Below are 26467 nucleotides of genomic sequence, written 5' to 3'. Positions count from 1 at the left end.
TTTGGAGCCCCCGATGTCGCGTTCTGCCTGGTCCCTGTTTGCCTACCAACTGATCGAGCCTGACGAGCAGCTGGATCTGTTCGCCTGCCAGGAGGTGCGGGTGCATCTGGTGACGCGTCAGCTGGAACTCGGTGGCTCGGCTGATCGCACGCTGTGCGGCAGCCTGCTGCCGGCGCAACCGCGCTGGTCGAGTGTGGATCGCCGGGTGTTCCAGGATCAGCGTTTGTGTTCGCTGTGCCGGGCGATTCTGGAGTCGCAGAAGCGCGGCACCTCGCCGATCTGGCCTGAGCTGCGTTTCGAGCTTTAAGATCAAAAGATCGCAGCCTGCGGCAGCTCCTACAAGTGCACGAATTTCCTTGTAGGAGCTGCCGCAGGCTGCGATCTTTTCAAGGCCTGACGCGGTCCATCGGCCTGTCTCCCCGAAATTTCAAAGTGCGGTGTACAATCGCGCTCTTATACCCTTGATGATCATGCGAAGGATTTTCCGGATGTTGCCGCGCTTTCCTGCCGTCACCCGCTGCCTGTCACTTGCCGCCCTGTGTGTGGCCGGTCCCGTTGCTGCATTGGAGTTCCCCCTGCCACCGCCCGGTGAAGACATCATCGGCCAGGTCCAGGTGATCAAAGCCAAGTACGAAGACACCTTCGCGGATTTGGGCACCACCTACGATCTGGGTTATTCGGAAATGGTCGCGGCCAACCCGGGCGTCGATGCCTGGTTGCCGGGTGCAGGCACTGAAATCGTCCTGCCGACGCGTTTCATCCTGCCGCCGGGCCCGCGTGAAGGCATCGTCATCAACCTGGCTGAATATCGCCTTTACTACTACCCGAAAGGCAAGAACACGGTGTACACCTTCCCGCTGGGTATCGGCCGTGAAGGTTGGGGTTCGCCGATCGCGCACACGACTATCACCGCGAAGACGCCGAATCCGACCTGGACGCCGCCAGCCTCGATCAAGGCTGAACACGCCGCCGACGGTGATCCGCTGCCGAACGTGGTGCCGGCCGGCCCTGACAACCCGCTGGGCCCGTTCAAGTTCACGCTGGGCACGCCGGGCTACCTGATCCACGGTTCCAACAAGAAGTTCGGTATCGGCATGCGCACCAGCCACGGCTGCTTCCGCATGTTCAACAACAACGTGCTGGAAATGGCTGGCATGGTGCCGGTCGGGACGTCGGTGCGCATTCTCAACGACGCCTACAAGTTCGGTCGCAGCAACGGCAAGGTCTATCTGGAGGCGCACACGCCGATCGACGACAAGGGCAACCCGTCCGTGGTTGACAAACACACGGCGGTGATCAACGCCATGCTCAAGCGTGAAGACATCACCAACAACCTGCGCATGAACTGGGATGTGGTGCGTGATGTGGTTGCTGCCGAAGATGGTCTGCCTACCGAAATCGGTACACCGAGTGCAACGGCGCCGATGGTTTCGAGTACGCCGGTCGAGTTGCAGTAAGCGATCTGCCAAAACCCGCCGATGCGTAAAGCGTCGGCGGGTTTTTTATTGCCCGGACAAAAGCATCAGGCACAAAAAAGCCGACCCAAAAAATGGGTCGGCTTGATAACAATCCCGAAGGACTATTACTTGCGGCTAGCTTTTTCCAGCATGCGCAGAGCACGCTCGTTAGCTTCGTCAGCAGTCTGTTGTGCTTTTTGAGCAGCAGCCAGAGCTTCATCAGCTTTACGGTAAGCTTCGTCTGCACGAGCCTGGGAGCGAGCAGCTGCGTCTTCAGTAGCGGTCAGACGTGCTTCGGTTTCTTTCGATGCGCTGCTGCAACCGGTAGCCAGAACTGCGGCCAGAGCCAGAGCAGAGAATTTCAGAACGTTGTTCATCGTGTTCCCCTTCAAGGACTTTCAAATTAAGTGACTGTCTCCTCACGATTGAGGAAATAGCCGGCGTACATACTACCCATTACTTGTAGTAAGTAAACTGACGTAGCGCAAGAAGCAAAAAAAATTGTAGGCGCTGATTCTTTTTCGAGCAACTTTTAACTGCTCTGTATAAAAAATATCCAGCTGCAAGCCCCGCGCAGAGCGAGTTAATGAGAAAAAGTTCCCGTTGCAATCTGCTGTTTTTGCAGTCTTGGCTAAAGTCTTTCTAGATGAATTCGTCCATACTTTTGTTCCGATTTTGCGTGCTGCTTCGCTTATCTTTGTCCATGTTGAGGTGACTTTAAAAAAGGTTGCACGTCTTAAGTCTCAATATCCGGCAATGTTCAGGTGAGCGACCCGGGAAGATCTTTTCCCCGGCCGCCTCTGCGTCCATCGGAGCAACCCCCGTCAACCGGCTTGATGACGAGCGCACCTTGAGCATTTTTGCCATTGGTGCCTACTATTTATCAGGTGCTCGGTTGCGCGAGATCGGTGTGGCTCTTCTCGGTGTCCATCAGGCACGGGGTGGCGTAGATGTTCCTTCGCCGGAAAAACATCGGTAAGGTAGGGGTCAGAATCCAAGACCCGCGAGGAGTAGTGATGAGCGAGGCGTTGTCCATCCACCATGACCAGGCTGGTCATCAGTTCGAGACCACTGTGGACGGTCATCGTGCCTATCTGACCTATATGGATCTGGGGAAACAGACCCTGGATATCTATCGCACATTTGTGCCCAACGCCCTGCGTGGCCGCGGGATTGCCGCCGCGCTGACCGAAAGCGCGCTGCAGTACGCCGAAGAAATGGGCTACACGGTGATCCCGTCGTGCTCCTACGTCGAGCGCTACATGGAGCGCCACCAGCGCCGCGCCGCCAAGATCTGAATCGCACACACAAAAACGCCGGGCAATGCCCGGCGTTTTTTTATGCCTGCAAAACGTCGATCAGCTGCGCTGACGTTTCGGCAACACATCCTTGAGCTTGGCGTGCATGCTGCGCAGGGTGTTCTCGGTGGCAGACCAGTCGATGCAGGCATCGGTGATCGACACGCCGTATTGCAGGTCGGCGAGGTCTTTCGGAATCGCCTGGCAGCCCCAGTTCAGGTGACTTTCGACCATCAGGCCGATGATCGACTGGTTGCCTTCGAGAATCTGGTTGGCGACGTTTTCCATCACCAGCGGTTGCAGGGCCGGATCCTTGTTGGAGTTGGCGTGGCTGCAGTCGACCATGATGTTCGGCTTGATCTTGGCCTTGTCCAGCGCCTGTTCGCACAGGGCGACGCTGACCGAATCGTAGTTCGGCTTGCCATTGCCACCGCGCAGCACCACGTGACCGTAAGCGTTGCCTTTGGTAGTGACGATGGACACGCCACCTTCCTGGTTGATACCGAGGAAGCGGTGCGGACTGGAGACCGACTGCAGGGCGTTGATCGCCACCGTCAGGCCGCCGTCGGTGCCGTTCTTGAAGCCGACAGCCGAAGACAGGCCGGAAGCCATTTCACGGTGGGTCTGCGATTCGGTGGTGCGCGCGCCGATGGCCGACCAACTGATCAGATCCTGCAGATACTGCGGGGAGATCGGATCGAGGGCTTCAGTGGCGGTCGGCAAGCCTTTTTCGGCCAGATCCAGCAGCAACTGGCGACCGATATGCAAGCCGTCCTGAATCTTGAACGAGTCGTCCAGATACGGATCGTTGATCAGGCCTTTCCAGCCGACGGTGGTGCGCGGCTTCTCGAAATACACCCGCATGACCAGATACAGGGTGTCGGAGACTTCCTCCGCCAGCACCTTCAGGCGATCGGCGTATTCGTGGGCAGCCTTGATGTCGTGGATCGAGCACGGGCCGATCACTACGAACAGACGGTGGTCGGTGCCATCAAGAATGTTGCGAATGACTTCGCGGCCCTTGGTAACGGTGCGTAGGGCAGCGTCGCTCAGAGGGATATCACGCTTGAGCTGATCGGGAGTGATCAGGGTCTCGTTAGAGGCGACGTTTAGGTCGTTGATCGGTAAATCAGCCATCGTTTACTCGTCAGGTCACGGGTGCCGGCCGCCAGCGATCCCCGCGCGGCGGAGCACAGCAGATTTAAGCGCGTCGGGGAGCGGAACCTTAGCGCGTAAAGCGCCTGGTAGACAATGGGCAAAAGGTGCTTTAGTCCAGCACTGGCTGCGCAAAAGCCTTGTTTACGCTGTCGTGGGAGAACTCGTCGGCATGTTGCTCGACCCATTGCAGAGCCAGCGCCTGAATATCGTGCAAATCATCGTGGGCGTCATTCATGCGGCAGAAGCGCTCGATCTGACACACCTGCTCACCCATTCGCGCGCTGAACAGCGTCTGCTCATCGGTAAAGGCAATGCCCACCAGGTAGCCTTTTTTGCGCCGCAGGCACCACGCTACATAGCCCGGATAACAGATGTCGGCATTCAGTGTCGGCATGCGCACTTGCAGTGCCGTGCCATGGCGCCAGGCACGGTGGTAATTGCAAGCGATGCCGCCGAGGCTGATAGTGTGCAGCTGTCGCCTGGAAATACACTCGGGCTTGAGTAACGTCAGTTCAACCGGCACTTCGTCCGGATGAGGAATGAAACGTCCCATGAGCACAGACTCCCTGTGTCAGCCATTTGACATTGTTTCCCCCAGTATAGTGGTCGAATCCGAACTGACCGATTTCGACGCTGACCAACGGCTATTGGCGATGAGCGGCGTTTCTCTGGTGATTTTTACCAGCGTCGGCTGCGCCAGTTGCCGCTATGCCCGCGAAGTATTGCCGGGGATGGCGCTGGCGGCGGATCGTCTGTGCTGGATCGATGCCGGTGACAACGGCGGGCTGGTCGAGCGTTATCAGGTCTTTCATTTGCCGGCGTTGTTTGTGGTGCGCGACGGCGAGTTCTTTGGGGCATTGCACACACGCCTGACTGCCGATGCACTCAACGAGGCATTGGCGCAGGCTCTGGGTCGAATTGCAGAGGAGTTGCCATGATGGGGGAAGTGAATAAACCGGGCTTTGATAAACCGACAGTGGGGATTATCGGCACCGGTGCAATTGGTGGTTTCTACGGGGTGATGCTGGCGCGGGCCGGCTTCGATGTGCACTTTCTGTTGCGCAGCGAGTTCTCGGCGGTGGCCGAGCGCGGTTTGCAGGTCAACAGCGCGGTGCATGGCCCGCTGACGTTGAATCCGGTGCAGGCCTATTCCTCGGCTGAAGACATGCCCAAGTGCGACTGGCTGTTGGTCGGGGCGAAAACCACCAGCAATGCCGGTCTCGCGCCTTCTATCATTCAAGCAGCCAAACCCGATGCGAAAGTGCTGGTGCTGCAAAACGGCCTCGACGTTGAGGACGGCCTGCGTGAACTGTTGCCCGATTCCCTGCATCTGCTCGGCGGCCTGTGCCTGATCTGCGTGCATCGCGAAGGGCCGGGGCAAGTCACCCATCAAGCCTTGGGCGCGGTGAACGTGGGTTATCACAGTGGCCCGGCCGTCGATGATATTGCCCGTATGGCAATTGTCGAAGAAGGCTCAGGCCTGTTCCGCGCCGCCGTTCTTGATTCCCAGGCAATGCCCAACCTGCAGCAGGCGCGCTGGCAGAAACTGGTCTGGAATATTCCCTACAACGGCTTGTCGGTGCTGCTCGGCGCTGGCACCACGCCGCTGATGGCCGATGCCGACAGCCGCGCATCGATTCAGGCATTGATGGCTGAAGTGGTGCAGGGCGCCAAGGCCTGTGGCTACGACATGCCACCGGGTTACGCCGGATTCCTGTTGAGCATGACGGAAAAAATGCCCGACTATTGGCCGAGCATGTACCACGACTTTTTACACAAGCGACCGCTGGAGCTTGAGGCAATTTACGCCCGGCCACTTGCGGCGGCGAAAGCGGCAGGCTGTGAGCTGCCGCGCATCGAAGCGCTGTACCGCAATTTGCGTTTTATCGACCGACGCAACGTTTAGGTCGGTTTTTTTGAAGGGCGGGGGAAGGCATGGCCAAGAACATCGATGACAAACTGGTGCTGGCGATTTCGTCGCGTGCACTGTTCGACCTGAGCGAGAGCCACAAGGTCTATCTGTCGAGCGGCGTCGAAGCCTATCGGCAATATCAGATCGAGCACGAAGACGAAATTCTCGCACCCGGCGATGCATTCCCGCTGGTGGAAAAACTCCTGGCACTCAACAGTCGCCTCGGCCGTGCGCGGGTCGAGGTGATTCTGGTCTCGCGCAATAGCGCCGACACCGGGCTGCGCGTGTTCAACTCGATTCACCATTACGGGCTGGCGATTTCCCGGGCGGCGTTTGTCGGCGGGCGCAGTCCGTATCCGTATTTGAAAGCCTTCGGCTGCGACCTGTTTCTGTCGACTCATGCCGAGGATGTGCGCGCGGCACTGGACGCCGGTTTCGCCGCTGCGACGATTCTGTCCGGTGGCGCCAGTCGCGCGGCCAGCGACGAATTGCGTATCGCCTTCGATGGCGACGCAGTGATTTTTTCTGACGAGTCGGAGCGCGTCTATCAGTCCGGTGGGCTGGAAGCGTTTCAGGCCAAGGAGCGCGAGTCGGCCCGCGAGCCATTGCGCGGTGGCCCGTTCAAAGGCTTTCTGGCAGCGCTCAATTTGCTCCAGCGGGAGTTCCCCGACGACGATTGCCCGATCCGTACGGCGCTGGTCACCGCGCGCTCGGCACCGGCCCATGAACGGGTGATCCGCACGTTGCGCGAATGGGACATCCGCCTCGATGAGTCTTTGTTTCTCGGTGGCCTGACCAAATCGGCGTTTCTCGAAGCGTTCGCTGCCGACGTGTTTTTCGACGATCAGGCCGGCCATTGCGAACTCGCCCGCGAAGTGGTTGCCACTGGCCATGTTCCCCACGGCATCAGCAACGAACCAGCGGTCTAAAGCCCAAACGGTTCAAGACGTTGCGCCACACGTCGTAGTCGTCAAGGCACTGCTAAGCTGAATCAAATCTCCGCCATGTTGGCTTGCGAGGAGGTCATATGATTCGTTCGATGCTGTATGCCACTGACCTCGGTCTGTACGCACCGTTAGTGATGCAGCATGCCCTGGCATTGGCGCGGACGTTCAATGCCGACTTGTATGTGGTACACGCGGTGGAGCCGATGGGGCTGTTTGCCGAATCGGTGTTGCAGAGCTATCTCGATGAGCAGGCATTGAACGAATTTCACAGCCAGGGTCTTAAAACGGTCATCGCCAATATCGAGCAGCGGGTACTGGAAAGTTTTCGCGAAGAGCTGGGGGAGGAGGGCGAGCAGGATCTGCAACGTATTCGAGCGGTGCGCGTGGTGCAGGGCGATCCGTCGCAGGTGATTCTCGACCAGGTGCAGAAACTCTCGGTCGATTTGCTGATCGTAGGAAGCCACAGCCACGGGGTGGGCGCGGAAACGCCGTTGGGGCGCACGGCGGCTCGGGTCCTGCAGTTGGCCAAGGTGCCGGTTTATCTGGTGCCCCTGGTGGAGCGTCGGCGGCGGGAGGATCGCTGAAGCGGGAATAATGGCACTTTGATAAAAAAGTTCTAGATTTATTCTTCAAACCATTAATATAGTTATATACCGTCGCTGATGCCCGTGGCGTCTACCTGCTTTGAGGGATTCATATGAAGCTTCAACAATTGCGCTACATCTGGGAAGTGGCGCACCACGACCTCAACGTTTCCGCTACAGCCCAAAGCCTTTACACCTCGCAACCGGGCATCAGTAAACAGATCCGCCTGCTGGAAGACGAACTCGGCGTTGAAGTGTTTGCCCGTAGTGGCAAGCACCTGACCCGGGTGACCCCGGCCGGCGAGCGCATCATCACCACTGCTGGTGAGATTCTGCGCAAGGTAGAAAGCATCAAGCAGATCGCCCAGGAATTCTCCAACGAGAAGAAAGGCACCCTGTCGATCGCCACCACGCACACCCAGGCGCGTTATGCGCTGCCGCCGGTGATCAGCAATTTCATCAAGCAATACCCTGACGTGGCGCTGCACATGCACCAGGGTTCGCCGATGCAGATCGCCGAAATGGCCGCTGACGGCACCGTCGATTTTGCCATCGCCACCGAAGCGCTGGAGTTGTTCGGCGATCTGGTGATGATGCCGTGCTACCGCTGGAACCGTTGCGTGGTCGTGCCCCAGGGCCACCCGCTGACCAAGCTGCCGAAGCTGACCCTCGAAGCCTTGGCCGAATACCCGATCGTGACCTACGTGTTCGGTTTCACCGGTCGTTCGAAACTCGACGAAGCCTTCAGCCATCGCGGCCTGACGCCAAAAGTGGTGTTCACTGCGGCCGACGCCGACGTGATCAAAACCTACGTACGTCTGGGGCTGGGCGTGGGCATCGTGGCGAAAATGGCGGTCGACACCAAACTCGATAATGACCTGGTGGTGCTGGATGCCAGCGAACTGTTCGAATCGAGCATCACCAAGATCGGTTTCCGTCGCGGCACCTTCCTGCGTGGTTTCATGTGCGACTTCATCGAGAAGTTCGCCCCGCACCTGACTCGCGAAGTGATGGCCAAAGCTATCCAGTGCCACAACAAGCAGGAACTGGAAGAACTGTTCGACGGTGTCGAACTGCCGGTTCACTGATCCGCTGTCTCAGAGCACCTCGGTGACAGCAAACTGTTGCCGGGTGCCCGCTACCAGAATCTCCACCTCATCGCCCTCGAGCTTGCCCAGCAGGCTTTTGCCCAGCGGCGAGCGCGGGGTGATGACGGTAATCGGCTGACCCACCACGTCGACTTTCAGCCCCGCCGCGTCCGGTGCCAGAAACAGCCATTGCTCGCGACCCTTTTCGTCCTCCAGACCGAGCAGGGCGCCGATCTCGATGCCACGATTTTCATCGTAGGCGCGCAGCGTCAGGTTCTGACACAGCGCCAGTGACTGCCGAATTTCCTCAACCCGTTTCGCCTGACCCGCCGCCAGATACGACGCCTCAAGCCCCAGCGTGTCGTACTTGTTTTCGGCGATGTTTTCTTCGTGGGTCGCGGTTTCGTAGGCGGTCTGTGCGGCGCGTTCGGCAATATCGAGGTCGATCCGCAGCTTGTCGAGAATCAGTTGGTGAACCGTGTGCTTGTTCATGATCAATCGCAGAATTGCAAAACGTTGGCACGGCTTTTTTCGCTGGGAGCATTCTGATCCTGTTGCAACCAGAACTGACACTTGGGGTTCGACTGGTTACGAATGCTGCTGCGGGCCTGATCCATGCGTTGCTGTTGCTCATTGCGGCGCAGGTTTTCTTCGTACTGATCGAACAGCGGACTCTGCGGCGGAATCTCCGGCTGTGCCTGCACCTGAACCGCTGGCGGATTGGCCAATTGCTGCACGGCTTGAGCAACCGGTGCCAATTGTTCAGTAAACAGAAAGCGCGAAAGCAGCCAGCAGGTCAGCGCGATGGCGAGAAAGCCCAGCCACATGCCCAGGGCAATGCTGCCGGTCAAATGCAGCGCGCTAAGCTGAACAGGCAAGGGGCGACGCGGGTTGGGGCGATAGGGCATGGCTGCCTCCTGGCGAATGATTGCGGACGAGGGACGATTGTCGCATGAAGATTAATCGCCGTCGGCTCTTCTGCGCGAGGTGATTTATGCGGACAATCGGTGCTTTTGCCAACGGGAGATTTGCATGCCGGTACTGAACACCCGCTGGGATATTTTTTGCACCGTCGTCGACAACTATGGCGACATCGGCGTGACCTGGCGCCTGGCCCGGCAATTGGTGGCCGAGCATGGGCTGGATGTGCGCTTGTGGGTCGATGACCTGCGGGCGTTCGAACGGATCTGCCCCGAGATCGACATCGATGCCGCGCAGCAATGCCAGCAGGGCGTCGATGTGCGGCACTGGTCCGCTGATTGGCCGCACACAGAGGCGGCGGATGTGGTGATCGCCGCATTCGCCTGTCAGTTGCCGGGTGATTACATGGACGCCATGGCGGCGCGGGAACAACCGCCACTGTGGATGAACCTCGACTACCTCAGCGCCGAAGACTGGGTCGTCGGTTGCCATGGTTTGCCGTCGGTCAAATACAAATCGGTGCAGAAGTTCTTCTTCTTTCCGGGCTTTCAACCGGGCACTGGTGGACTGCTGCGTGAACGAGGACTGCTCGAGCAGCGTCGGCAGTTTCAACAGGATGCCGAGGCGCAGCGACAATTCCTGCAAGGTCTGGGAATCGATCGCGCCGCGGATGCGCAGCTGATTTCGCTGTTTGCCTACGAGAATGCCGGGCTGGCCAGTTGGCTGGACGTATTGTCGGCGGACACCACGCCGACTCACTTGCTGGTGCCGGAGGGGCGGATTCTCGGTGACGTGGCGCGCTGGCTCGGGGTGGAAACCCTGACAGTCGGAGCCATTCATGTCCGCCAGGCTCTGACCGTTCAAGTGCTGCCGTTCGTCCGACAGGATCAATACGATCAGTTGCTATGGTGCTGCGATTTCAACGCGGTGCGCGGTGAAGATTCGTTCGTTCGCGCGCAATGGGCGGGGCGGCCGATGCTCTGGCACATCTACCAGCAGGACGAAGACATCCATCTGGACAAGCTCGACGCCTTCCTCGCGCTCTATACGAAAGGGCTCTCGCCGGCGGCTGCCGAGGCGATGAACGGTCTGTGGCGGGCCTGGAGCGCCGGTCAGCCGATCGGTGAACACTGGCTCGCGGCCCGTAATCATTGGCCAGAACTGCAGGAAAATGCCGAAGCATGGTGTCTGGAACAAGGCTTGCAGGCCGATCTTGCCGCAGCGCTGGTACAGTTTTACCTAAATTGGATATGATACGCGGCCTAGATTTTTGTAAATCCCATCCAAATTCGGATATTCGCAATGAAAACTGGTAAAGAACTCAAACCCGGTACCGTGATCCGTATCGACAACGATCCTTGGCTGGTTCAGAAAGCTGAATTCACCAAGTCGGGCCGTAACAGCGCGATCATGAAGACCAAGCTGAAGAACCTGCTGACCGGTTACAAGACCGAAACCGTTTACGGTGCGGACGACAAACTGGACGACGTGATCCTGGATCGCAAAGAAGCCACCCTGTCTTTCATCAGCGGTGACTCTTACACGTTCATGGACACCACCGACTACACCATGTACGAGCTGAACGCTGAAGACATCGAAGCCGTTCTGCCATTCGTGGAAGAAGGCATGACCGACGTTTGCGAAGCCGTATTCTTCGAAGAGCGTCTGGTTTCCGTAGAGCTGCCGACCACCATCGTGCGTGTAGTTGACTACACCGAAGGTTCGGCTCGCGGCGACACTTCCGGCAAAGTCATGAAGCCAGCCAAGCTGGCCAACGGTACTGAGCTGCAGGTTGCTGACTTCATCGAAATCGGTGACAAGATCGAGATCGACACCCGCGAAGGCGGTTCCTACAAAGGCCGTGCCAAATAAGCACTGCTTTTTGCGGAAAGAAAAAGCCCGACCATCGAGTCGGGCTTTTTTGTGCCTGCGATTTGCGTATGGCTTCAAACAGTAACGTGCAGTCGCACATCAACATTGCCACGGGTGGCGTTGGAGTACGGGCAGACCTGATGGGCTGCGTCGACCAACGATTGTGCGTCGGCCTGTTCCAGACCCGGCAGGCTGATGTGCAGGTCGATGTCCAGACCGAATCCGCCGGGAATCTGGCCGATACCGACGTGGGCGGTAATCGACGCGTCGTCGGGGATTTTGCGTTTGGTCTGGCTGGCCACGAATTTCAGCGCGCCAATGAAGCAGGCCGAGTAGCCAGCCGCGAACAACTGCTCAGGGTTGGTCGCCGCGCCACCCGCACCGCCGAGTTCTTTCGGGGTGGCGAGTTTGACGTCGAGGATGTTGTCGCTGGAGATCGCACGACCATCACGGCCGCCGGTGGAAGTAGCGATTGCAGTGTAGAGAGTTTGCATGGTGTGAGCCTCGTAGGGTGTGATGTGTTGCGCTAATTGTTTGCGCGCTAAGTAAGTACGAGGTGAATGTATCGCATGAATATTTAGTGCGCAATATAAATTTTAAAGAATAATTCGCGTTGATTGGCGAAGATTGGCTGAAACACTTGTAGGAGCTGCGGCACGCTGCGATCTTTTGATCTTAAAAACCAAGGTCAAAAGATCGCAGCGTGCCGCAGCTCCTACAGGGAGAGAGGGTGCAGTCAGGTGAGGCTTTGTTGGAGGTTACTGCGCAGTGCTTGTAGTTCTGTTTGCAGGTTTTGCAGGCGTTCGATGGAGAAACCGCTGGCGCCGAGAATGCATTGCGGAACGGTTTGGGCTCTCTCTTTGAGCTCACGCCCCTTGGCAGTCAGTTCGACGATGACGACCCGCTCATCGTCCCGGCTACGCGTACGGCTCAATAAGCCTTCACCTTCCAGGCGCTTGAGCAGTGGCGTCAGCGACCCCGGATCCGTCAGCAATCGCGTGCTGATTTCTCCCACCGTCAAACCATCCTTCTCCCACAACACCATCATCGCCAGATATTGCGGGTAGGTCAGGCCCAGTGCTTGCAGCAGTGGTTTGTAGACTTTGGTCATCATCAGCGAGGTGGAGTGCAGGGCGAAGCAGGCCTGGTTATCCAGTAGCAGGTCGTCGCAGGTGTCGCGTTCGGAAGTCATGTCAAAGCCTTGATCGGTGATGGTCATGAATCTAGCGCCCGAATCTTTAATGCGCCAGATAATTCTCCGGCACTAGTGGCGAGCCAAGTCCCGCTGCAGCGCCAGATCCCAGGGTGGTACAGGGCTGAAGCGGGTCTTGAGATATTCCAGCAGCAAACGGCTGCGTGAGTTGGTCTGCTGTTCCATTCGCAGTGCGTAAATGCCAGTGGACTCGGGTTTCGGCAGGCCTTTTTCGCAAAACAACGGCAGCAGTTCCCCGCGCAGCAAATATTCGCTGGCCAGCCAGGTCGGCAGATGCGCGATCCCCAATCCGGCCAGAGCACCACAGACCAGCGCCTCGGCGTTGTTGGCGCTCATGCGAATCCGTGCCGGTCGGTGCAATTCCAACTGTCCATCCAGTTCGAATCGCCAGGCGAAGGGCGGGGCGAGGCCTTCCCAGTCCAGGCCGTCATGCTCATTCAATTGCGCAGGATGACTCGGGATGCCACGCCGCTTGAGGTAATCGGGGCTGGCGCAGGCGATGCGCACCATGCTCGCCAATGGTGTCGCGACCAATCGCGTATCGGCCATTTGCCCAGCACGCAGAACCAGATCGACTTTGCCCAGGTTGGAACCGGCCATATCGACGAAGCTGTCGATCAAATGCAGTTGCACGTCGAGCCCGGGGTATAAGACCAGAAAGTCGGCAATCACCGGCGCCAGATGTCGCCGCCCAAACGCCGCTGGCGCATCTATGCGAATCAAGCCCTCGGGTGCGCTGCTGAGGGACACTGCTTCGGCGCGAGCCAGTTGCAACTCGGCAACGATTCGCCGGGCGCGGTCGGCAAACGCCAGACCGGCGGGAGTGGCGCGAACGGCGTGAGTCGTGCGGATGAATAACTGGCTGCCGACGGCGCTCTCCAGGCTGTCGATCCGTCGCGCCACTGCCGAGGGTGTCAGCGGATGGCGACGCGAAGCGGCGGAAAAACTGCCGCTTTCCAACACATCGAGAAACAATCCGAGTTGGTCAGTCAATTGATTGGGATTCATGAACGCGATGCCTGTGCGAAATCAGCACAACCATTGTGCGTTGCTATGCGTTTCCCCGCCAGCCACGACTGCGTAGGATGAATAGTCTGACGTGAGAGGAATTTGGCTGTGATGGAGTTTTTGTTGTACCTGCTGTTCGGCGCTGCTCTCGGCACACTTGGCGGCATCTTCGGTATCGGCGGTGGCCTGATTGCCATTCCGCTGCTCGGCGTGTGGTTCGGGCTGGATCAACAGATCGCCCAAGGCACGGCGCTGGTCATGGTCGTGCCCAATGTGATGTTGGCGCTGTGGCGCTACCACCAACGCAATCGCATTGAATTGCGTCACGCATTGCCGTTGGCGGTGATGGGATTCTGTTTTGCCTGGATCGGTTCGATCTGGGCCGTCGGCATCGACGCGCAAACCATGCGGATCGGTTTCGTCGCCTTCCTCGTGGTGCTGTCGGTCTACAACCTGTTGAAGATGTTTGGCCGGCAACCCGCCGCGACGTCCGAGATGCGCTATTCGTGGCCATGGCTCGGCGTGCTCGGCGCGGCGTCCGGCACCATGGGCGGATTGTTCGGTGTCGGTGGGGCAGTGGTCGCAACGCCGGTGCTGACCAGTCTGTTCGGCACCACGCAGGTGGTCGCTCAGGGCTTATCGCTGGCGCTGGCGTTGCCGAGCACCGGCGTGACGCTGGTGACGTATGCGGTGCATCACGAAGTGGATTGGATGATCGGCCTGCCGCTGGCCATCGGGGGTCTGGCCAGCATCAGTTGGGGCGTGAAAGTCGCCCACGCCATGCCGGAAAAAATCCTGCGCGGGCTGTTCTGCGGTTTTCTGGTGCTGTGTGCGGTGATGCTCGCGTTTAAAGTTTAAAACCTTCGACGATGTGCTCGGCCAGGCACTCGGTGATCGGCGACGGATTGTTCAGGTTGCGCACCAGCATGATGCTCGCTTCCGGCAGCAACGGCAGGTCTTGGTCGGCGCCAAGAATGCGCATGTCCGGAGTAATCAGACTTTCCAGTTGCGCGGTGATCGCCAGACCCGCGCTGACCACGGCCATCAGCGCCGACAGGCTGGTGCTGTTGTAGGCGATGCGATAGTCGCGGCCCATCGCATCCAGCGCATTACACGCCCATAAACGGCAGAAGCAATCACTGTTGAACATCGCCAGCGGCAGCGGCGTTTGTTCGTGGGCGCTGAAGTTCTGCGCCTCGGCCCAGACGAAACGCTCCTTGCGCAGCAATTGGCCGATCTCGTTGCCCGGCTCACGGGTGACGATCGACAAGTCGAGATCGGTGCGCTGCAACAGTTGTTTGGTCGACTCGCAGTGCACCTCGATCTGGATCAGCGGATAGAACTGCGCAAACCGCGACAGGATCCCCGGCAGAAAACGCATCACGTAATCATCCGGCGTGCCGATGCGCACGGTGCCGACCATGTGCGGCTCGCGCAACGTGTTGAACACTTCGCTGTGCAACTTGAGAATGCGTCGGGCGTAACCGAGCAGCACCTGGCCCTCAGCTGTGAGGCGTACCTGACGTCCATCACGCTCGAACAACTGACGCTGCAACACGTCCTCTTCCAGACGCTTCATCTGCATGCTCACCGCTGATTGCGTGCGGTTGACCATTTCGCCGGCACGGGTGAAACCGCCCTGATCGGCAATCGCCACGAAGGTGCGCAGGACGTCGGTATCAATACTGGGGTAGGCGGACAATTGATGAATCTCCGTGATGCATGCCATCAGAAACATTCGTTGGATTGATCTTAGCGCCGGCGCGAGACTTGAGCCATCCACAAGGAGGGCAACACGATGAAAGGTCAAAGAGAGTATGCAAGCGAAGAAAAATACAGCGGCCATATCGTTTCCGATCTGCTGCACAAGTTTAGCCGCTGGTACGAACTTCACCGCGAACGCGAGTTGCTGGCCAGTCTGAGCGACGAAGCGTTGAAAGACATCGGGGTCAGTCGTGCCGATGTTGAACACGAAGCCGTGCGGCCGTTCTGGGACGATCCGATGCATAAATGATGGGCGCTACGCTACACAAACCAACTTCAGGTGAGGTAGGTTGCGAGCAGACAAGGAGATGCTCATGCCCGCAACAGAATCCTTTTCCCTTAAACAGGCGCGACGTCTGGCGCTGGCAGCCCAAGGGTTCAACGGGCGCCAGCCGCCGAACGTCAAGGCCGCCCACATCAACCGGCTGATCGAACGGCTGGGCCTGCTGCAAATCGACTCCGTCAACGCCGTGGTGCGCTCGCACTATCTGCCGCTGTTTTCCCGTCTCGGTTCCTATTCCTCTGACTTGCTCGACCAGGCTGCCTGGAGTTCGGGGCGTCGTCGTTCGTTGTTTGAATATTGGGGGCACGAAGCATCGTTGCTGCCGCTGTCGATGTACCCACTGATGGGTTGGCGCATGCAGCGGGCTAAACGCGGCGAGGACATTTATCAACAACTGGCAAAATTCGGTCGTGAGCAGCAGGACGTTGTTCGCCGGGTTTTAAACTCGGTTGAAGCGCAGGGCGCCGTCGGTGCGGGCAGTCTGTCGACCCGTGAAGACAAGGCCGGGCCGTGGTGGGACTGGAGCGCCGAGAAACATGCATTGGAGTGGTTGTTCGCCGCCGGGGAAGTGAGCGTGGCGGGGCGTCGAGGCTTTGAGCGCTTGTATGATTTGCCGGAGCGGGTGATCCCGTCATCGATCCTGCAACAGGCAATGCCCGACGAAGCCGAAGCGCAACGTGGCTTGTTGCTCCATGCGGCGCAGGCATTGGGCGTCGGCACTGAGAAAGACCTGCGCGATTACTTTCGTTTGAACCCGGCGGATGCGCGTCCACGTCTGGCGGAATTGGTTGAGGCGGGGCAGTTGCAGATGTGCGAAGTCGCAGGTTGGCGACAGATCGCCTATTGCCTGCCGGAGCCGAAAATCCAGCGCAAGGTTGTCGCCAGTGCGCTGCTGTCGCCCTTCGACTCGTTGATCTGGGAACGCAGTCGTACCGAGCGCTTGTTCGATTTCCGTTATCGGCTGGAGATTTACACACCGCAGGACAAACGGGTTTACGGCTATTACGTGTTGCCGTTTTTGCACAATGAGCGGATTGCCGCGCGGGTTGATCTGCGTGCCGAGCGCGCATCGGGGCGGCTGGCGGTGCATGCGCTGCACGAGGAGGAAAAAGGGCTGGATGAGCAAGGGATGTTGGCGCTGGCCATGAATTTGCAGCAGATGGCGGAATGGCTGGGGCTTGAGCGGGTGCAGTTGAATTGTCAGCGGGAGAGTGCGGCGCGGTTGCGCATGGCATTGGCGCAGATCGGCTGTGACTGAACTGACGCCATCGCTGGCAAGCCAGGCTCCCACAGTGTTCTGCGTCTTACACAGATTTTGTGATCGACGCGGTCACTGTGGGAGCCTGGCTTGCCAGCGATGAGGCCGGTTCAAGCGATAAAGATATCGAACTCTAGCGGCTAACCTGCTTGAGGGTCTCAGCGATGAGGAACGCCAACTCCAGTGACTGATCAGCATTCATCCGCGGATCACAGTGCGTGTGATAACGATCCGACAAGCCATCTTCGGTAATCGGTCGCGCACCACCAATGCACTCGGTCACGTTTTGCCCTGTCATCTCGATGTGAATGCCGCCGGCATAAGTCCCTTCCGCCTCATGCACCTGGAAGAACTGTTTAACTTCACCGAGGATCTGCGCAAAGTCGCGGGTCTTGTAGCCGCTGCTGGCCTTGATGGTGTTGCCGTGCATCGGGTCGGAACTCCACAGCACTTGCTTGCCTTCACGCTGCACCGCGCGGATCAGCGCTGGCAGGTGATCACCGACCTTGTTCGCGCCCATCCGCGCGATCAGGTTGAGGCGGCCCGGGTCGTTGTCCGGGTTGAGCACGTCGATCAGGCGAATCAGGTCGTCGGGATTCATGCTCGGGCCGACCTTGACGCCGATCGGGTTGTTCACGCCACGAAGGAATTCGACGTGCGCGCCGTCGAGCTGACGGGTGCGATCGCCGATCCACAGCATGTGCGCCGAGCAATCGTAGTAATCGTTGGTCAGGCTGTCGCGGCGCACGAAGGCTTCTTCGTAGTTCAACAGCAGCGCTTCGTGGGCGGTGAAAAAACTGGTCTCGCGCAGCTGCGGCGAACTGTCCATGCCGCAGGCACGCATGAACGCCAGGGTTTCATCGATGCGGTCGGCGAGGTGGCTGTACTTCTCGGCCAGCGCCGAGTTGGCGATGAAATCGAGGTTCCACTTGTGCACTTGGTGCAGGTCGGCAAAACCGCCCTGAGCAAACGCGCGCAGCAGGTTCAGGGTGGCGGTGGACTGGTGATAGGACTGCAGCAGACGTTCCGGATCCGGCACGCGGCTCTTTTCGTCGAAGCCGATGCCGTTGACGATGTCGCCGCGATAAGCCGGCAGGGTCACGCCATCGATGGTTTCGTCATTGGCCGAACGCGGCTTGGCGAACTGGCCGGCCATGCGCCCGACCTTGACCACCGGGCAACCGGCAGCGAAGGTCATGACGATCGCCATTTGCAGCAACACTTTAAAAGTGTCGCGAATTTTTGCTGCGGAGAATTCGGCGAAGCTTTCCGCGCAGTCGCCACCCTGAAGCAAGAACGCCCGGCCCTGTGTGACCTCGGCAAACTGTCGGCGCAGTTCGCGCGCTTCGCCGGCAAACACCAGCGGCGGGTAACTGGCCAGGGTTTGCTCGACCTGGCGCAGGTGCGCAGCGTCGGGGTATTGCGGTTGTTGCTGGATCGGCAGGGCGCGCCAGCTATCAGGACTCCACGGTTGGCTCATCACGGTCTCTAAGGTTCTACGCACGGAAGGCCATGTTAGCAGCAATTAGTGCGTGACCTGCTCCCGCCCCATCACCGACAATCGCCGCTTTGCCACGGCGCCACAGCGGTGCCATCGCGTCACCGCGCCCGGTGACCATCAGGAGACGAAATGACTGAGGAGCGCGTCGAGCATCTGCTCGCCGAAGTACAGGATGAGTTCGGTGTGATTCGCGTGCTGGAAGTGGCCGACTACCGCTTTCTCGAATTTGGCGATGCCATTGAGCAGAGCTGTGTGTTCACCGCTGACCCGAGCTGGCTGGAATATGACTACACCCGCGCTATGCTGATCGGCGCGTTGTGCCATGAGCATCCGGAGAGTGCGCTGTTTCTCGGACTTGGTGCCGGTACGCTTACCCAGGCCTGTCTCAAGTTTCTGCCGCTGGAAGATGTCGAAGCCATCGAACTGCGCCCGGACGTGCCGCGTCTGGCCATCGAGTACCTGGGCCTGGATGATGATCCGCGTTTGTACATTCGCGTCGGTGACGCCATTGAACTGCTGCCGACCGCTGAGGCTGCGGATCTGATTTTCGTCGACCTGTACACCGATGTCGGCCCGGGCGTTGGCCATTTGGCCTGGAGTTTTCTCGGTGATTGCCAAAAGCGCTTGAATCCGGGCGGCTGGCTGGTGATCAACCAGTGGGCCACCGATGACGGCAAGCCGCTGGGCGCGGCGTTGTTGCGTGGTCTCTATCACCGGCACTATTGGGAGCTGCCGGTGAAGGAGGGCAATGTGATCCTGATTGTCCCGGCGGATCTCGATCAGGTGCTGGACATGCAGGCGCTGACCGCACGGGCCGAAGCCCTGGCGCCGAAGTTGGGGTATTCGTTGCAGTCGTTGATCAACAGTATTCGTCCGGCGACGTAATCGCTTCGACGGTACTGGCCTCATCGCCAGCAGGGCTGGCTCCCACATGGGTTTGTGTACGACAAAAATCCACTGAGGGAGCTAGCCCTGCTAGCGATGGCGGCCTCATGGCCCGCGAATATTTCAGATCCCTTTGAAGACGCCCGGGCGCCGCTCCACCAGCGACCGAACCCCCTCCTGGGCATCCTCACTCGCCAGCAACTTCTTCACCAACGCCGGCAATCCTTGCGCCGCCGCTGTCTCACCTTCATATCGCGCCTGCCGCGCCGACATCAACGTCGCCTGCACCCCCAGCGGTGCCTGCCGGGCAATCCGCTCGGCCAGCTCAATCGCCCGTGGCAGCAAATCCTCACTGGCCATCACTTCTTGCACCAAGCCCAAGTGCAACGCATCGTGGGCATCAAACTCATCGCCGGTCAGCAACCAGCGCATCGCATTGCCCCAACCCGCCATCTGATGAAAGCGCAAAGTCGCTCCGCCAAAAGGAAAGATCCCACGCTGCACTTCCATTTGCGCGAAGCGGGTATTGCTGGCGCACAGGTTTATATCAGCGGCCAGCATCAACTCGATGCCGATGGTCAGGCAGTAACCTTGGGCGGCGACAATCACCGGTTTGCTCACTCGCGGGCCGACGAAAACGCCCCAGGGATCGCAACCGCCGGTCGGAACCTGCCAGCCTTCGGCCAGTGCCGAGCTGGCGTTCACCAGATCCAGGCCAGCGGTAAAGTGTTCGCCATGACCGAATACCACCGCCACCCGGGCTTCTCTGTCGGCCTCGAACTCGCCGTAGGCCAGGCTCAGGTCATTGAGCAGGTCGAGGTCGAACGCATTGCGCTTGGCCGCTCGGTCCAGGCCAATCAAATGGACGTGACCACGGCGTTCACGGCTGACGCGGCCGGAGCAGGGCTGATTCATGGCAAAATCCTCGGGCGGGAAGGGCGGGTGCAGCGACGGTATGCCGCATGTCGATGAATCGTTTAAGCGTCATCGCCCGCAGGGCCGGGCCTTTGAAAAATAGACCTTGACGCGATTATCCGCAAAACCCCGTTACACAGCGGTGACACACGCATTCAGACGATAAAAAAAGCTCCCTTTTCGGGCAAAATCCGGTATAGTGCGCGCCGGCCTTTAACCGGGCCGCGTTTAGGTAGCGCAATTCCCCGAAGTCAGCTTCGGCTGCACGTCCGCATTGCGGGCTCTTCCCGGACGATTCTTTTTTTTCATTCATTCGTTTTCGCAAATCCCCGCCGACAAAGCTGCCAGGGCGACTCTTGAGTCTCAACACGGCATGCGCAGCTTTGGAGCATGGGTCTTTGCGGATGCACTTAGAGGCAGACCCATGACCCAGGAAACCGGCGGATTCGCCGCTTTTAATCTTAACCCGAATATTCTTGCAGCCGTCGCAGCGACCGGCTACGAAGAGCCTTCGGCGATTCAGCAGCAATCGATCCCGATCATCATGGCCGGCCAGGACATGATTGGTCAGGCGCAAACCGGTACTGGTAAAACCGCCGCGTTCGCACTGCCTATTCTGCACCGCATCGATCCTGCCAAGCGCGAACCGCAAGCCCTGATCCTGGCGCCAACTCGTGAGTTGGCGCTGCAAGTAGCAACCGCTTTTGAAACCTACGCCAAGCAAATGCCGGGCGTTACCGTTGTGGCCGTTTACGGCGGCGCGCCGATGGGCCCACAGCTGAAAGCAATCCGTAATGGCGCACAGATCGTTGTCGCCACTCCGGGCCGTCTGTGCGACCACCTGCGTCGTGACGAAAAAGTCCTGTCGACCGTGAACCACCTGGTTCTCGACGAAGCTGACGAAATGTTGAAACTGGGCTTCATGGATGACCTGGAAGTCATCTTCAAGGCTCTGCCAGCGACCCGTCAGACCGTTTTGTTCTCGGCTACCCTGCCGCAGTCGATCCGCGCCATTGCCGAACGCCATCTGCGCGATCCGCAACACGTGAAGATCCAGACCAAGACCCAGACCGTTACCGCGATCGAACAGGCTCACCTGTTGGTTCACGCTGACCAGAAGACTTCCGCCGTTCTCAGCTTGCTGGAAGTGGAAGATTTCGACGCTCTGATCATGTTCGTGCGCACCAAGCAAGCGACCCTGGATCTGGCCAGCGCCCTCGACGCCAAAGGCTACAAAGCCGCGGCGCTGAACGGCGACATCGCCCAGAACCAGCGTGAGCGCGTGATCGACTCGCTGAAAGATGGCCGTTTGGACATCGTTGTCGCGACCGACGTTGCTGCTCGTGGTCTGGACGTTCCGCGCATCACTCACGTATTCAACGTTGACATGCCGTACGACCCGGAATCCTACGTTCACCGTATCGGCCGTACTGGCCGTGCCGGTCGCGAAGGTCGTGCACTGCTGCTGGTGACTCCACGTGAGCGCCGCATGCTGCAAGTGATCGAGCGTGTAACCGGTCAGAAAGTCGCTGAAGTCCGCCTGCCGGATGCTCAGGCTGTTCTCGATGCGCGCATCAAGAAACTGACCAACAGCCTGTCGCCGCTGGTTGCTGATGCCGAGTCGACTCACGGTGAGCTGCTCGATCGTCTGACTGCAGACATCGGCTGCACCCCGCGTGCTCTGGCCGCTGCGCTGCTGCGCAAAGCCACCAACGGTCAAGCGCTGAACCTGGCTGCCATCGAGAAGGAACGTCCACTGGTGCCGAACAACGCACCGCGTGGCGACCGTCCTGAGCGCACCGGTGATCGTCCTGATCGTGGTGACCGCGAGCGTCGCGCGCCAATGCCTCTGGGCGAAGGCCGTGCTCGTTGCCGCACCGCGCTGGGCGCGCGTGACGGTATCGCTGCGAAAAACCTGCTGGGCGCCATCCTCAACGAAGGCGGTCTGGCCCGTGAAGCGATCGGTCGCATCCAGGTGCGTGACAGCTTCAGCCTCGTCGAGCTGCCGGAAGATGGTCTGGACAAACTCCTGACCAAACTGAAGGACACTCGCGTTGCCGGTAAGCAGCTGAAACTGCGTCGCTACCGCGAAGATTGATCCGCCCTTGGGCTGATTGATCGCACATAAAAAATCCCCGACTGGTTCGGGGATTTTTTTGCCTGCGATTTGGGTTCACACCCAGTCCTGTGGGAGCTGGCTTGCCAGCGATGACGTCAACCGAAGCGATAGATATCCATACCCAGCGCCCCCATCGTGAATCCCTTGTGCGCCACGCTGAACTCACCTCCGGTGCCACGGGCAAAATACAACGGCAACAAATGCTCATCGCTCGGATGGCTGCGCAACGCATTCGGCGCCTGTTGGCGATAATCATGCAGCGCCGCCTCGTCATCGGCTGCGAGCTTGTCGATCACCCAGTCACGGAAGTCTCTTGCCCAAGGCTCGACACTTTCCGGCCCGGCGTGCCAGTCCAGTTCGCGCAGGTTGTGGGTGATGCTGCCGGAGCCGATCAGCAAAATACCTTGATTGCGCAGGCTCGCCAGCGCTCGGCCGACACGGGTTTGCAGTGCCGGGCCAGCACGGCTCGGCAGCGAAACTTGCACCACTGGAATATCCGCTTGCGGATACATCAACGACAACGGCACCCATACACCATGATCAAACGGTCGCTGCGGGTCGAGGCGTGCGGGCAGGTTGCTGGCGGTCAGCAGATCAGCCACCTCGGCGGCCAACTGCGGATCGCCCGGCGCCGGGTACTGCACTTCAAACAAGGCGCGGGGAAAACCGCCGAAGTCGTGCCAGGTTTCCGGCTGCGCGTTGCTGCTGACCAACAGTTCGTGGCTCTCCCAATGGGCGGAGACGATCACGATGGCTTTGGGTTTCGGTAGTTCGGCTGCAAGCCGCGCCAGCGCCGGGCCACTGGCGCCGGGTTCGAGAGCGAGCATGGGCGAGCCATGGGAGATAAACAGGCTGGGAAACATGGACGGGTTCCTGAGCGTTAAGATGATTCATCTTCAGTCAGTTCATTGATCTAAATCTAATATAAGTTTTAACGCTTTTTGATCGAATTATTAGGAGAAAGGCATGCAGCCTGAGTTTTGGCACAAGAAGTGGGATTCGGGGCAGATCGGTTTTCACTTGGCGGACGTCAATCCGTATTTGCAGCGACACTGGGCGGTGCCGGCAGCGGCGCGAGTGCTCGTGCCTTTGTGTGGGAAAAGTCTGGATCTGGCTTGGCTGGCAGAGCGCGGTCATCAGGTATTGGGGATTGAACTGTCCGACAAGGCCATCGAGGATTTTTTCAGCGAGCAGCAGATTAAGCCACAGATCAGCGAAGAGGGTGTGTTCAAGGTCTATCGCAGCGCTGCCATCGAGCTTTGGTGTGGTGACTTCTTCGCGCTGACCGCGAGCGATGTGGCTGACTGCGCGGCGCTGTATGACCGGGCAGCGCTGATCGCCTTGCCGCCACCAATGCGCGAGCGCTATGCGGCGCATCTTCAGCAGATTCTGCCACTGGGTTTGCAAGGGTTGCTGATTACGCTGGATTACGACCAGGCGCAGATGCCCGGGCCGCCGTTTGCGGTGGGGGATGATGAGGTGCAGCGATTGCTGGGGGATGGATGGGCGTTGCAGGTGCTGGAAGAGCAGGATGTGCTGGCGGAGAGTGGCAGGTTCTTGCAGGCGGGCGTTACTCGGTTGGAAGAGCGGGTTTACCGCGTTTCATCCCGATAGTTCTGTGCCGATAGTGTTGGCCTCATCGCTGGCGAGCCAGCTCCCACAGGGTTCTGTTGTGTTCTCTCGATTTTCAATACACCACAGACTAGTGTGGGAGCTGGCTTGCCAGCGATAGGGTCATCAGGAGCAGCCAACTAATTCCGAGCAATAAAAAAGGCCCGCATCACTGCGGGCCTTTTCATTGTTACCGGTCAGATCAACCGCGACGACGCAGCGCGTCGATACGCTCTTCCAGCGGCGGGTGGCTCATGAACATGCGGGCGAAGCCCTGCTTGATGCCACCGTTGATGCCAAAAGCGTTCAGGGTGTCCGGCATGTGCACCGGCAGGCCCTGTTCGGCGCGCAGACGTTGCAGCGCACCGATCATCGCGCTGGTACCGGCCAGACGTGCACCGGCTTCGTCGGCGCGGAATTCGCGTTTGCGCGAGAACCACATGACGATCGCACTGGCGAGAATGCCCAGTACCAGTTCGGCGAAGATGGTTGCCACGTAATAGGCGATGCCCTGGCCTTCTTCGTTCTTGAAGATCACTTTGTCGACGAAGTTGCCGATGATCCGTGCGAAGAACATCACGAAGGTGTTCACCACGCCCTGAATCAGCGCCAGCGTGACCATGTCACCGTTGGCAACGTGACCGATTTCGTGGGCCAGCACGGCTTTCACTTCATCGGGCGAGAAACGTTCCAGCAGGCCCTGACTGACCGCGACCAGCGCGTCGTTCTTGTTCCAGCCGGTCGCGAACGCGTTCGCTTCGTAGGCCGGGAAAATGCCGACCTCGGGCATCTTGATCCCGGCTTCGCGGGACAATTGCTCGACCGTTTGCAGCAGCCATTGCTCATGACGAGTACGTGGCTGGCTGATGATCTGGGTGCCAGTGCTCATCTTCGCCATCCACTTGGAGATGAACAGCGAGAACAGCGAGCCGGCGAAACCAAAGACCGCACAGAAAACCAGCAGCTGACTAAGGTCGAGATCGACCCCGTTGGCCGCCATGAACCCGTTGAAGCCGAACAGGCTCAGGGTGATGCTGGCTATCAGCACGACCGCCAGGTTAGTGGCCAAAAACAGCAGGATGCGCATCATGGTTGTAGAAATCTCCTCAAGCTAAAGATGTAGCGTACTGCGGGGTATATAAGGTGCCGCACCGGGCTATTCAACTGAGTGACTATTTCAAACTGTGTCCTACAGCGGATTCTTCGGTGTGCAGTCCGTTTCCCACGGCAGATAACGACATGGACGACGACCAGCCGCGTCCCGTCGCCATTACGTCAGACGCAGGTAAACGGTACGAATCGCAAGTGTAGAAGGCGTGCACAGAGGCGCGATGCAGAAGTGTTGCTGAATCAGACAGTGCGCAACGCAGGGTCGTTGCGCACTGCTGGCCAGTTACTGGCGGTAGGACTTGAGGAAGTTGCCGATACGACCGATGGCCATTTCCAGATCATCGACGCGGGGCAGGGTGACGACACGGAAGTGATCTGGCCACGGCCAGTTGAAAGCGGTGCCTTGCACCACCAGCAGCTTCTCGGAAAGCAGCAGGTCGAGAACGAATTTCTCGTCGTTGTGGATCGGGCAGACCTTCGGGTCAATCCGTGGGAAGGCGTACAGCGCGCCCATCGGTTTGACGCAGCTCACGCCCGGAATGTCGTTGAGCAGCTCCCAGGTGCGGTTGCGCTGTTCGAGCAGACGGCCCTGCGGCAGCACCAGGTCATTGATGCTCTGATAGCCACCCAGTGCGGTCTGGATCGCATGCTGACTCGGTACGTTGGCGCACAGACGCATGTTGGCCAGCATGTCGATGCCTTCGATGTAGCTCTGCGCGTTGTGCTTCGGCCCGGAGATGGCGATCCAGCCGGAGCGGAAACCGGCCACGCGGTACGACTTCGACAGGCCGTTGAAGGTCAGGCACAGCAGGTCCGGCGCCAGCGAAGCAGTGCAGATGTGCACGGCGTCGTCGTACAGGATCTTGTCGTAGATCTCGTCGGAGAACACCACGAGGTTGTGCGCACGGGCGATTTCCAGCATGCCCAGCAACACTTCCTTCGAATACACCGCGCCGGTCGGGTTGTTCGGGTTGATGATCACCATGGCTTTGGTGTTCGGGGTGATTTTGGCCTTGATGTCGGCCAGGTCCGGGAACCAGTCGGCGCCTTCGTCGCACAGATAGTGCACGGCGTTACCACCGGCGAGGCTGACGGCGGCGGTCCACAGCGGATAATCCGGGGCAGGGACCAGCACTTCGTCGCCGTTGTTGAGCAAGGCCTGCAACGACATCACGATCAGCTCGGACACGCCATTGCCCAGGTAGATGTCTTCGATGCCGACACCTTCAACGTTTTTCTGCTGGTAGTACTGCATGACCGCTTTGCGCGCGCTGAACAGGCCTTTGGAGTCGCTGTAGCCTTGCGCGGTCGGCAGGTTGCGGATCACATCCTGAAGAATTTCGTCCGGCGCTTCGAAACCAAACGGCGCCGGGTTGCCGATGTTCAGCTTGAGGATGCGCTGGCCTTCCTCTTCCAGTCGTTTGGCGTGCTTGAGCACCGGGCCGCGAATGTCGTAGCAGACGTTGGCGAGCTTGTTCGATTTGCTGAACTGCATGGCGATGTGATCCCGAAAATGAACGATCCAGACGCTGTATGAACTACCGTACTGGGATTCCTGCGTTT

30 protein-coding genes are annotated in these 26467 nt (G+C 59.1%); 16 read left to right on the top strand and 14 right to left on the bottom strand.

Annotated elements, in window-relative coordinates; genetic code table 11:
- Positions 1-13: 13 nt before the first annotated feature.
- Together AC3Y64_RS19870 and AC3Y64_RS19865 are read left to right on the top strand one after the other, a co-directional pair.
- The gene (locus AC3Y64_RS19870; protein WP_007908575.1) at positions 14-307 is read left to right on the top strand and encodes a hypothetical protein; all 294 of its coding nucleotides are present in this window, start codon (positions 14-16) and stop codon (positions 305-307) included.
- Positions 308-488: 181 nt separating this feature from the next.
- Entirely contained in the window at positions 489-1457 is a 969-nt protein-coding gene (locus AC3Y64_RS19865; RefSeq protein ID WP_489984985.1) for a L,D-transpeptidase family protein, read from the top strand.
- Between the two features lie 125 nt (positions 1458-1582).
- On the opposite strand, the gene oprI is transcribed toward AC3Y64_RS19865, so the two are convergent.
- Positions 1583-1834 (bottom strand): outer membrane lipoprotei OprI, encoded by a 252-nt coding sequence (gene oprI / locus AC3Y64_RS19860; protein WP_003183784.1) that lies wholly within the window; start codon positions 1832-1834, stop codon positions 1583-1585.
- Between the two features lie 639 nt (positions 1835-2473).
- Between oprI and AC3Y64_RS19855 the strand changes: the two genes are divergently transcribed.
- A complete protein-coding gene (locus AC3Y64_RS19855) occupies positions 2474-2755 on the top strand; it encodes a GNAT family N-acetyltransferase (RefSeq protein ID WP_158959296.1) in 282 nt (93 codons plus the stop codon).
- 60 nt (positions 2756-2815) lie between these two features.
- Here the strand turns inward: AC3Y64_RS19855 and AC3Y64_RS19850 are convergent, their stop codons facing one another.
- Complete coding sequence (locus tag AC3Y64_RS19850) at positions 2816-3892, bottom strand: 3-deoxy-7-phosphoheptulonate synthase (RefSeq protein ID WP_102900377.1); 1077 nt, start codon at positions 3890-3892, stop codon at positions 2816-2818.
- Positions 3893-4022: 130 nt separating this feature from the next.
- Entirely contained in the window at positions 4023-4466 is a 444-nt protein-coding gene (locus tag AC3Y64_RS19845; protein ID WP_489984984.1) for a PilZ domain-containing protein, read from the bottom strand.
- On the opposite strand from AC3Y64_RS19845, the gene AC3Y64_RS19840 reads away from it, so the two are divergent.
- From AC3Y64_RS19840 to cysB, 5 genes are all read left to right on the top strand, one after another.
- Positions 4465-4851, top strand: coding sequence for a thioredoxin family protein (locus AC3Y64_RS19840; protein ID WP_489984983.1), 387 nt, complete (start codon positions 4465-4467; stop codon positions 4849-4851). The two genes, AC3Y64_RS19845 and AC3Y64_RS19840, sit on opposite strands and share 2 nt — an antisense overlap.
- Positions 4848-5819 carry a putative 2-dehydropantoate 2-reductase gene (locus tag AC3Y64_RS19835; RefSeq protein ID WP_489984982.1) on the top strand — a complete coding sequence of 324 codons (972 nt, stop codon included), beginning with the start codon at positions 4848-4850 and terminating at the stop codon, positions 5817-5819. The genes AC3Y64_RS19840 and AC3Y64_RS19835 overlap by 4 nt, the downstream gene beginning before the upstream one ends.
- A 29-nt stretch (positions 5820-5848) precedes the next feature.
- Complete coding sequence (locus AC3Y64_RS19830; RefSeq protein WP_489984981.1) at positions 5849-6754, top strand: 5'-nucleotidase; 906 nt, start codon at positions 5849-5851, stop codon at positions 6752-6754.
- Between the two features lie 98 nt (positions 6755-6852).
- Complete coding sequence (locus AC3Y64_RS19825; protein WP_122591981.1) at positions 6853-7356, top strand: universal stress protein; 504 nt, start codon at positions 6853-6855, stop codon at positions 7354-7356.
- A 113-nt stretch (positions 7357-7469) separates the two neighbouring features.
- Positions 7470-8444: an HTH-type transcriptional regulator CysB gene (gene cysB, locus AC3Y64_RS19820; RefSeq protein WP_007908591.1), complete on the top strand. Its 975-nt coding sequence runs from the start codon at positions 7470-7472 to the stop codon at positions 8442-8444.
- A 9-nt stretch (positions 8445-8453) separates the two neighbouring features.
- On the opposite strand, the gene AC3Y64_RS19815 is transcribed toward cysB, so the two are convergent.
- Both AC3Y64_RS19815 and AC3Y64_RS19810 read right to left on the bottom strand, forming a co-directional pair.
- The gene (locus AC3Y64_RS19815; RefSeq protein ID WP_489984980.1) at positions 8454-8936 is read right to left on the bottom strand and encodes a GreA/GreB family elongation factor; all 483 of its coding nucleotides are present in this window, start codon (positions 8934-8936) and stop codon (positions 8454-8456) included.
- 2 nt (positions 8937-8938) lie between these two features.
- Positions 8939-9352 (bottom strand): hypothetical protein, encoded by a 414-nt coding sequence (locus tag AC3Y64_RS19810; protein ID WP_489984979.1) that lies wholly within the window; start codon positions 9350-9352, stop codon positions 8939-8941.
- 124 nt (positions 9353-9476) lie between these two features.
- Here AC3Y64_RS19810 and earP point away from each other — a divergent pair, with 124 nt between their 5' ends.
- A complete protein-coding gene (gene earP, locus AC3Y64_RS19805) occupies positions 9477-10619 on the top strand; it encodes an elongation factor P maturation arginine rhamnosyltransferase EarP (RefSeq protein ID WP_489984978.1) in 1143 nt (380 codons plus the stop codon).
- Positions 10620-10667: 48 nt separating this feature from the next.
- Positions 10668-11237 carry an elongation factor P gene (locus tag AC3Y64_RS19800; protein WP_158959305.1) on the top strand — a complete coding sequence of 190 codons (570 nt, stop codon included), beginning with the start codon at positions 10668-10670 and terminating at the stop codon, positions 11235-11237.
- A 74-nt stretch (positions 11238-11311) separates the two neighbouring features.
- Here the strand turns inward: AC3Y64_RS19800 and AC3Y64_RS19795 are convergent, their stop codons facing one another.
- From AC3Y64_RS19795 to AC3Y64_RS19785, 3 genes are all read right to left on the bottom strand, one after another.
- On the bottom strand, positions 11312-11731 hold the full coding sequence (locus tag AC3Y64_RS19795; RefSeq protein ID WP_034155242.1) for an organic hydroperoxide resistance protein: 420 nt from the start codon (positions 11729-11731) through the stop codon (positions 11312-11314).
- A 242-nt stretch (positions 11732-11973) separates the two neighbouring features.
- A complete protein-coding gene (locus tag AC3Y64_RS19790; RefSeq protein ID WP_489988004.1) occupies positions 11974-12429 on the bottom strand; it encodes a MarR family winged helix-turn-helix transcriptional regulator in 456 nt (151 codons plus the stop codon).
- 72 nt (positions 12430-12501) lie between these two features.
- Positions 12502-13458 (bottom strand): LysR family transcriptional regulator, encoded by a 957-nt coding sequence (locus AC3Y64_RS19785; RefSeq protein WP_489984977.1) that lies wholly within the window; start codon positions 13456-13458, stop codon positions 12502-12504.
- 108 nt (positions 13459-13566) lie between these two features.
- Here AC3Y64_RS19785 and AC3Y64_RS19780 point away from each other — a divergent pair, with 108 nt between their 5' ends.
- Positions 13567-14316 (top strand): sulfite exporter TauE/SafE family protein, encoded by a 750-nt coding sequence (locus AC3Y64_RS19780; RefSeq protein ID WP_489984976.1) that lies wholly within the window; start codon positions 13567-13569, stop codon positions 14314-14316.
- Here AC3Y64_RS19780 and AC3Y64_RS19775 read toward each other — a convergent pair.
- Positions 14306-15160: a LysR substrate-binding domain-containing protein gene (locus AC3Y64_RS19775; protein ID WP_172680137.1), complete on the bottom strand. Its 855-nt coding sequence runs from the start codon at positions 15158-15160 to the stop codon at positions 14306-14308. The genes AC3Y64_RS19780 and AC3Y64_RS19775 overlap by 11 nt on opposite strands.
- Before the next feature lie 96 nt (positions 15161-15256).
- On the opposite strand from AC3Y64_RS19775, the gene AC3Y64_RS19770 reads away from it, so the two are divergent.
- Both AC3Y64_RS19770 and AC3Y64_RS19765 read left to right on the top strand, forming a co-directional pair.
- A complete protein-coding gene (locus tag AC3Y64_RS19770) occupies positions 15257-15472 on the top strand; it encodes a DUF1127 domain-containing protein (RefSeq protein WP_122592284.1) in 216 nt (71 codons plus the stop codon).
- A gap of 64 nt (positions 15473-15536) precedes the next feature.
- On the top strand, positions 15537-16763 hold the full coding sequence (locus tag AC3Y64_RS19765; RefSeq protein WP_489984975.1) for a winged helix-turn-helix domain-containing protein: 1227 nt from the start codon (positions 15537-15539) through the stop codon (positions 16761-16763).
- Between the two features lie 133 nt (positions 16764-16896).
- On the opposite strand, the gene AC3Y64_RS19760 is transcribed toward AC3Y64_RS19765, so the two are convergent.
- Entirely contained in the window at positions 16897-18243 is a 1347-nt protein-coding gene (locus AC3Y64_RS19760; protein WP_489984974.1) for a class II 3-deoxy-7-phosphoheptulonate synthase, read from the bottom strand.
- A gap of 150 nt (positions 18244-18393) precedes the next feature.
- Here AC3Y64_RS19760 and AC3Y64_RS19755 point away from each other — a divergent pair, with 150 nt between their 5' ends.
- A complete protein-coding gene (locus AC3Y64_RS19755) occupies positions 18394-19149 on the top strand; it encodes a spermidine synthase (protein WP_489984973.1) in 756 nt (251 codons plus the stop codon).
- Positions 19150-19272: 123 nt separating this feature from the next.
- On the opposite strand, the gene AC3Y64_RS19750 is transcribed toward AC3Y64_RS19755, so the two are convergent.
- Positions 19273-20064, bottom strand: coding sequence for a crotonase/enoyl-CoA hydratase family protein (locus tag AC3Y64_RS19750; RefSeq protein ID WP_489984972.1), 792 nt, complete (start codon positions 20062-20064; stop codon positions 19273-19275).
- A gap of 424 nt (positions 20065-20488) precedes the next feature.
- Here AC3Y64_RS19750 and AC3Y64_RS19745 point away from each other — a divergent pair, with 424 nt between their 5' ends.
- Entirely contained in the window at positions 20489-22162 is a 1674-nt protein-coding gene (locus AC3Y64_RS19745) for a DEAD/DEAH box helicase (protein ID WP_008088238.1), read from the top strand.
- A gap of 116 nt (positions 22163-22278) precedes the next feature.
- Here AC3Y64_RS19745 and AC3Y64_RS19740 read toward each other — a convergent pair whose 3' ends face one another.
- Positions 22279-23046, bottom strand: coding sequence for a DODA-type extradiol aromatic ring-opening family dioxygenase (locus AC3Y64_RS19740; RefSeq protein ID WP_489984971.1), 768 nt, complete (start codon positions 23044-23046; stop codon positions 22279-22281).
- Positions 23047-23149: 103 nt separating this feature from the next.
- Between AC3Y64_RS19740 and AC3Y64_RS19735 the strand changes: the two genes are divergently transcribed.
- Positions 23150-23797, top strand: a complete 648-nt coding sequence (locus tag AC3Y64_RS19735) for a thiopurine S-methyltransferase (RefSeq protein WP_489984970.1) — start codon at positions 23150-23152, stop codon at positions 23795-23797.
- Positions 23798-23996: 199 nt separating this feature from the next.
- Here AC3Y64_RS19735 and htpX read toward each other — a convergent pair whose 3' ends face one another.
- Positions 23997-24884, bottom strand: coding sequence for a protease HtpX (gene htpX, locus AC3Y64_RS19730; RefSeq protein WP_007908619.1), 888 nt, complete (start codon positions 24882-24884; stop codon positions 23997-23999).
- 303 nt (positions 24885-25187) lie between these two features.
- Complete coding sequence (locus AC3Y64_RS19725) at positions 25188-26399, bottom strand: pyridoxal phosphate-dependent aminotransferase (RefSeq protein ID WP_003226761.1); 1212 nt, start codon at positions 26397-26399, stop codon at positions 25188-25190.
- Between the last annotated feature and the right edge of the window lie 68 nt (positions 26400-26467).

This window comes from Pseudomonas sp. 4CAES_32.4, from assembly GCF_058136335.1.
The sequence above is the reverse complement of the archived record's forward strand: the minus strand, read 5'-3'. Positions and strand labels throughout refer to the sequence as shown.

What these genes read in the sequence shown, in the direction of transcription:
- AC3Y64_RS19870 (WP_007908575.1), top strand. Translation starts at nt 14, where the DNA reads ATGTCGCGTTCTGCCTGGTCCCTGTTTGCCTACCAACTGATCGAGCCT.
- AC3Y64_RS19865 (WP_489984985.1), top strand. Translation starts at nt 489, where the DNA reads ATGTTGCCGCGCTTTCCTGCCGTCACCCGCTGCCTGTCACTTGCCGCC.
- oprI (WP_003183784.1), bottom strand. Translation starts at nt 1,834, where the DNA reads ATGAACAACGTTCTGAAATTCTCTGCTCTGGCTCTGGCCGCAGTTCTG.
- AC3Y64_RS19855 (WP_158959296.1), top strand. Translation starts at nt 2,474, where the DNA reads ATGAGCGAGGCGTTGTCCATCCACCATGACCAGGCTGGTCATCAGTTC.
- AC3Y64_RS19850 (WP_102900377.1), bottom strand. Translation starts at nt 3,892, where the DNA reads ATGGCTGATTTACCGATCAACGACCTAAACGTCGCCTCTAACGAGACC.
- AC3Y64_RS19840 (WP_489984983.1), top strand. Translation starts at nt 4,465, where the DNA reads ATGAGCACAGACTCCCTGTGTCAGCCATTTGACATTGTTTCCCCCAGT.
- AC3Y64_RS19845 (WP_489984984.1), bottom strand. Translation starts at nt 4,466, where the DNA reads ATGGGACGTTTCATTCCTCATCCGGACGAAGTGCCGGTTGAACTGACG.
- AC3Y64_RS19835 (WP_489984982.1), top strand. Translation starts at nt 4,848, where the DNA reads ATGATGGGGGAAGTGAATAAACCGGGCTTTGATAAACCGACAGTGGGG.
- AC3Y64_RS19830 (WP_489984981.1), top strand. Translation starts at nt 5,849, where the DNA reads ATGGCCAAGAACATCGATGACAAACTGGTGCTGGCGATTTCGTCGCGT.
- AC3Y64_RS19825 (WP_122591981.1), top strand. Translation starts at nt 6,853, where the DNA reads ATGATTCGTTCGATGCTGTATGCCACTGACCTCGGTCTGTACGCACCG.
- cysB (WP_007908591.1), top strand. Translation starts at nt 7,470, where the DNA reads ATGAAGCTTCAACAATTGCGCTACATCTGGGAAGTGGCGCACCACGAC.
- AC3Y64_RS19815 (WP_489984980.1), bottom strand. Translation starts at nt 8,936, where the DNA reads ATGAACAAGCACACGGTTCACCAACTGATTCTCGACAAGCTGCGGATC.
- AC3Y64_RS19810 (WP_489984979.1), bottom strand. Translation starts at nt 9,352, where the DNA reads ATGCCCTATCGCCCCAACCCGCGTCGCCCCTTGCCTGTTCAGCTTAGC.
- earP (WP_489984978.1), top strand. Translation starts at nt 9,477, where the DNA reads ATGCCGGTACTGAACACCCGCTGGGATATTTTTTGCACCGTCGTCGAC.
- AC3Y64_RS19800 (WP_158959305.1), top strand. Translation starts at nt 10,668, where the DNA reads ATGAAAACTGGTAAAGAACTCAAACCCGGTACCGTGATCCGTATCGAC.
- AC3Y64_RS19795 (WP_034155242.1), bottom strand. Translation starts at nt 11,731, where the DNA reads ATGCAAACTCTCTACACTGCAATCGCTACTTCCACCGGCGGCCGTGAT.
- AC3Y64_RS19790 (WP_489988004.1), bottom strand. Translation starts at nt 12,429, where the DNA reads ATGACTTCCGAACGCGACACCTGCGACGACCTGCTACTGGATAACCAG.
- AC3Y64_RS19785 (WP_489984977.1), bottom strand. Translation starts at nt 13,458, where the DNA reads ATGAATCCCAATCAATTGACTGACCAACTCGGATTGTTTCTCGATGTG.
- AC3Y64_RS19770 (WP_122592284.1), top strand. Translation starts at nt 15,257, where the DNA reads ATGAAAGGTCAAAGAGAGTATGCAAGCGAAGAAAAATACAGCGGCCAT.
- AC3Y64_RS19765 (WP_489984975.1), top strand. Translation starts at nt 15,537, where the DNA reads ATGCCCGCAACAGAATCCTTTTCCCTTAAACAGGCGCGACGTCTGGCG.
- AC3Y64_RS19760 (WP_489984974.1), bottom strand. Translation starts at nt 18,243, where the DNA reads ATGAGCCAACCGTGGAGTCCTGATAGCTGGCGCGCCCTGCCGATCCAG.
- AC3Y64_RS19755 (WP_489984973.1), top strand. Translation starts at nt 18,394, where the DNA reads ATGACTGAGGAGCGCGTCGAGCATCTGCTCGCCGAAGTACAGGATGAG.
- AC3Y64_RS19750 (WP_489984972.1), bottom strand. Translation starts at nt 20,064, where the DNA reads ATGAATCAGCCCTGCTCCGGCCGCGTCAGCCGTGAACGCCGTGGTCAC.
- AC3Y64_RS19745 (WP_008088238.1), top strand. Translation starts at nt 20,489, where the DNA reads ATGACCCAGGAAACCGGCGGATTCGCCGCTTTTAATCTTAACCCGAAT.
- AC3Y64_RS19740 (WP_489984971.1), bottom strand. Translation starts at nt 23,046, where the DNA reads ATGTTTCCCAGCCTGTTTATCTCCCATGGCTCGCCCATGCTCGCTCTC.
- AC3Y64_RS19735 (WP_489984970.1), top strand. Translation starts at nt 23,150, where the DNA reads ATGCAGCCTGAGTTTTGGCACAAGAAGTGGGATTCGGGGCAGATCGGT.
- htpX (WP_007908619.1), bottom strand. Translation starts at nt 24,884, where the DNA reads ATGATGCGCATCCTGCTGTTTTTGGCCACTAACCTGGCGGTCGTGCTG.
- AC3Y64_RS19725 (WP_003226761.1), bottom strand. Translation starts at nt 26,399, where the DNA reads ATGCAGTTCAGCAAATCGAACAAGCTCGCCAACGTCTGCTACGACATT.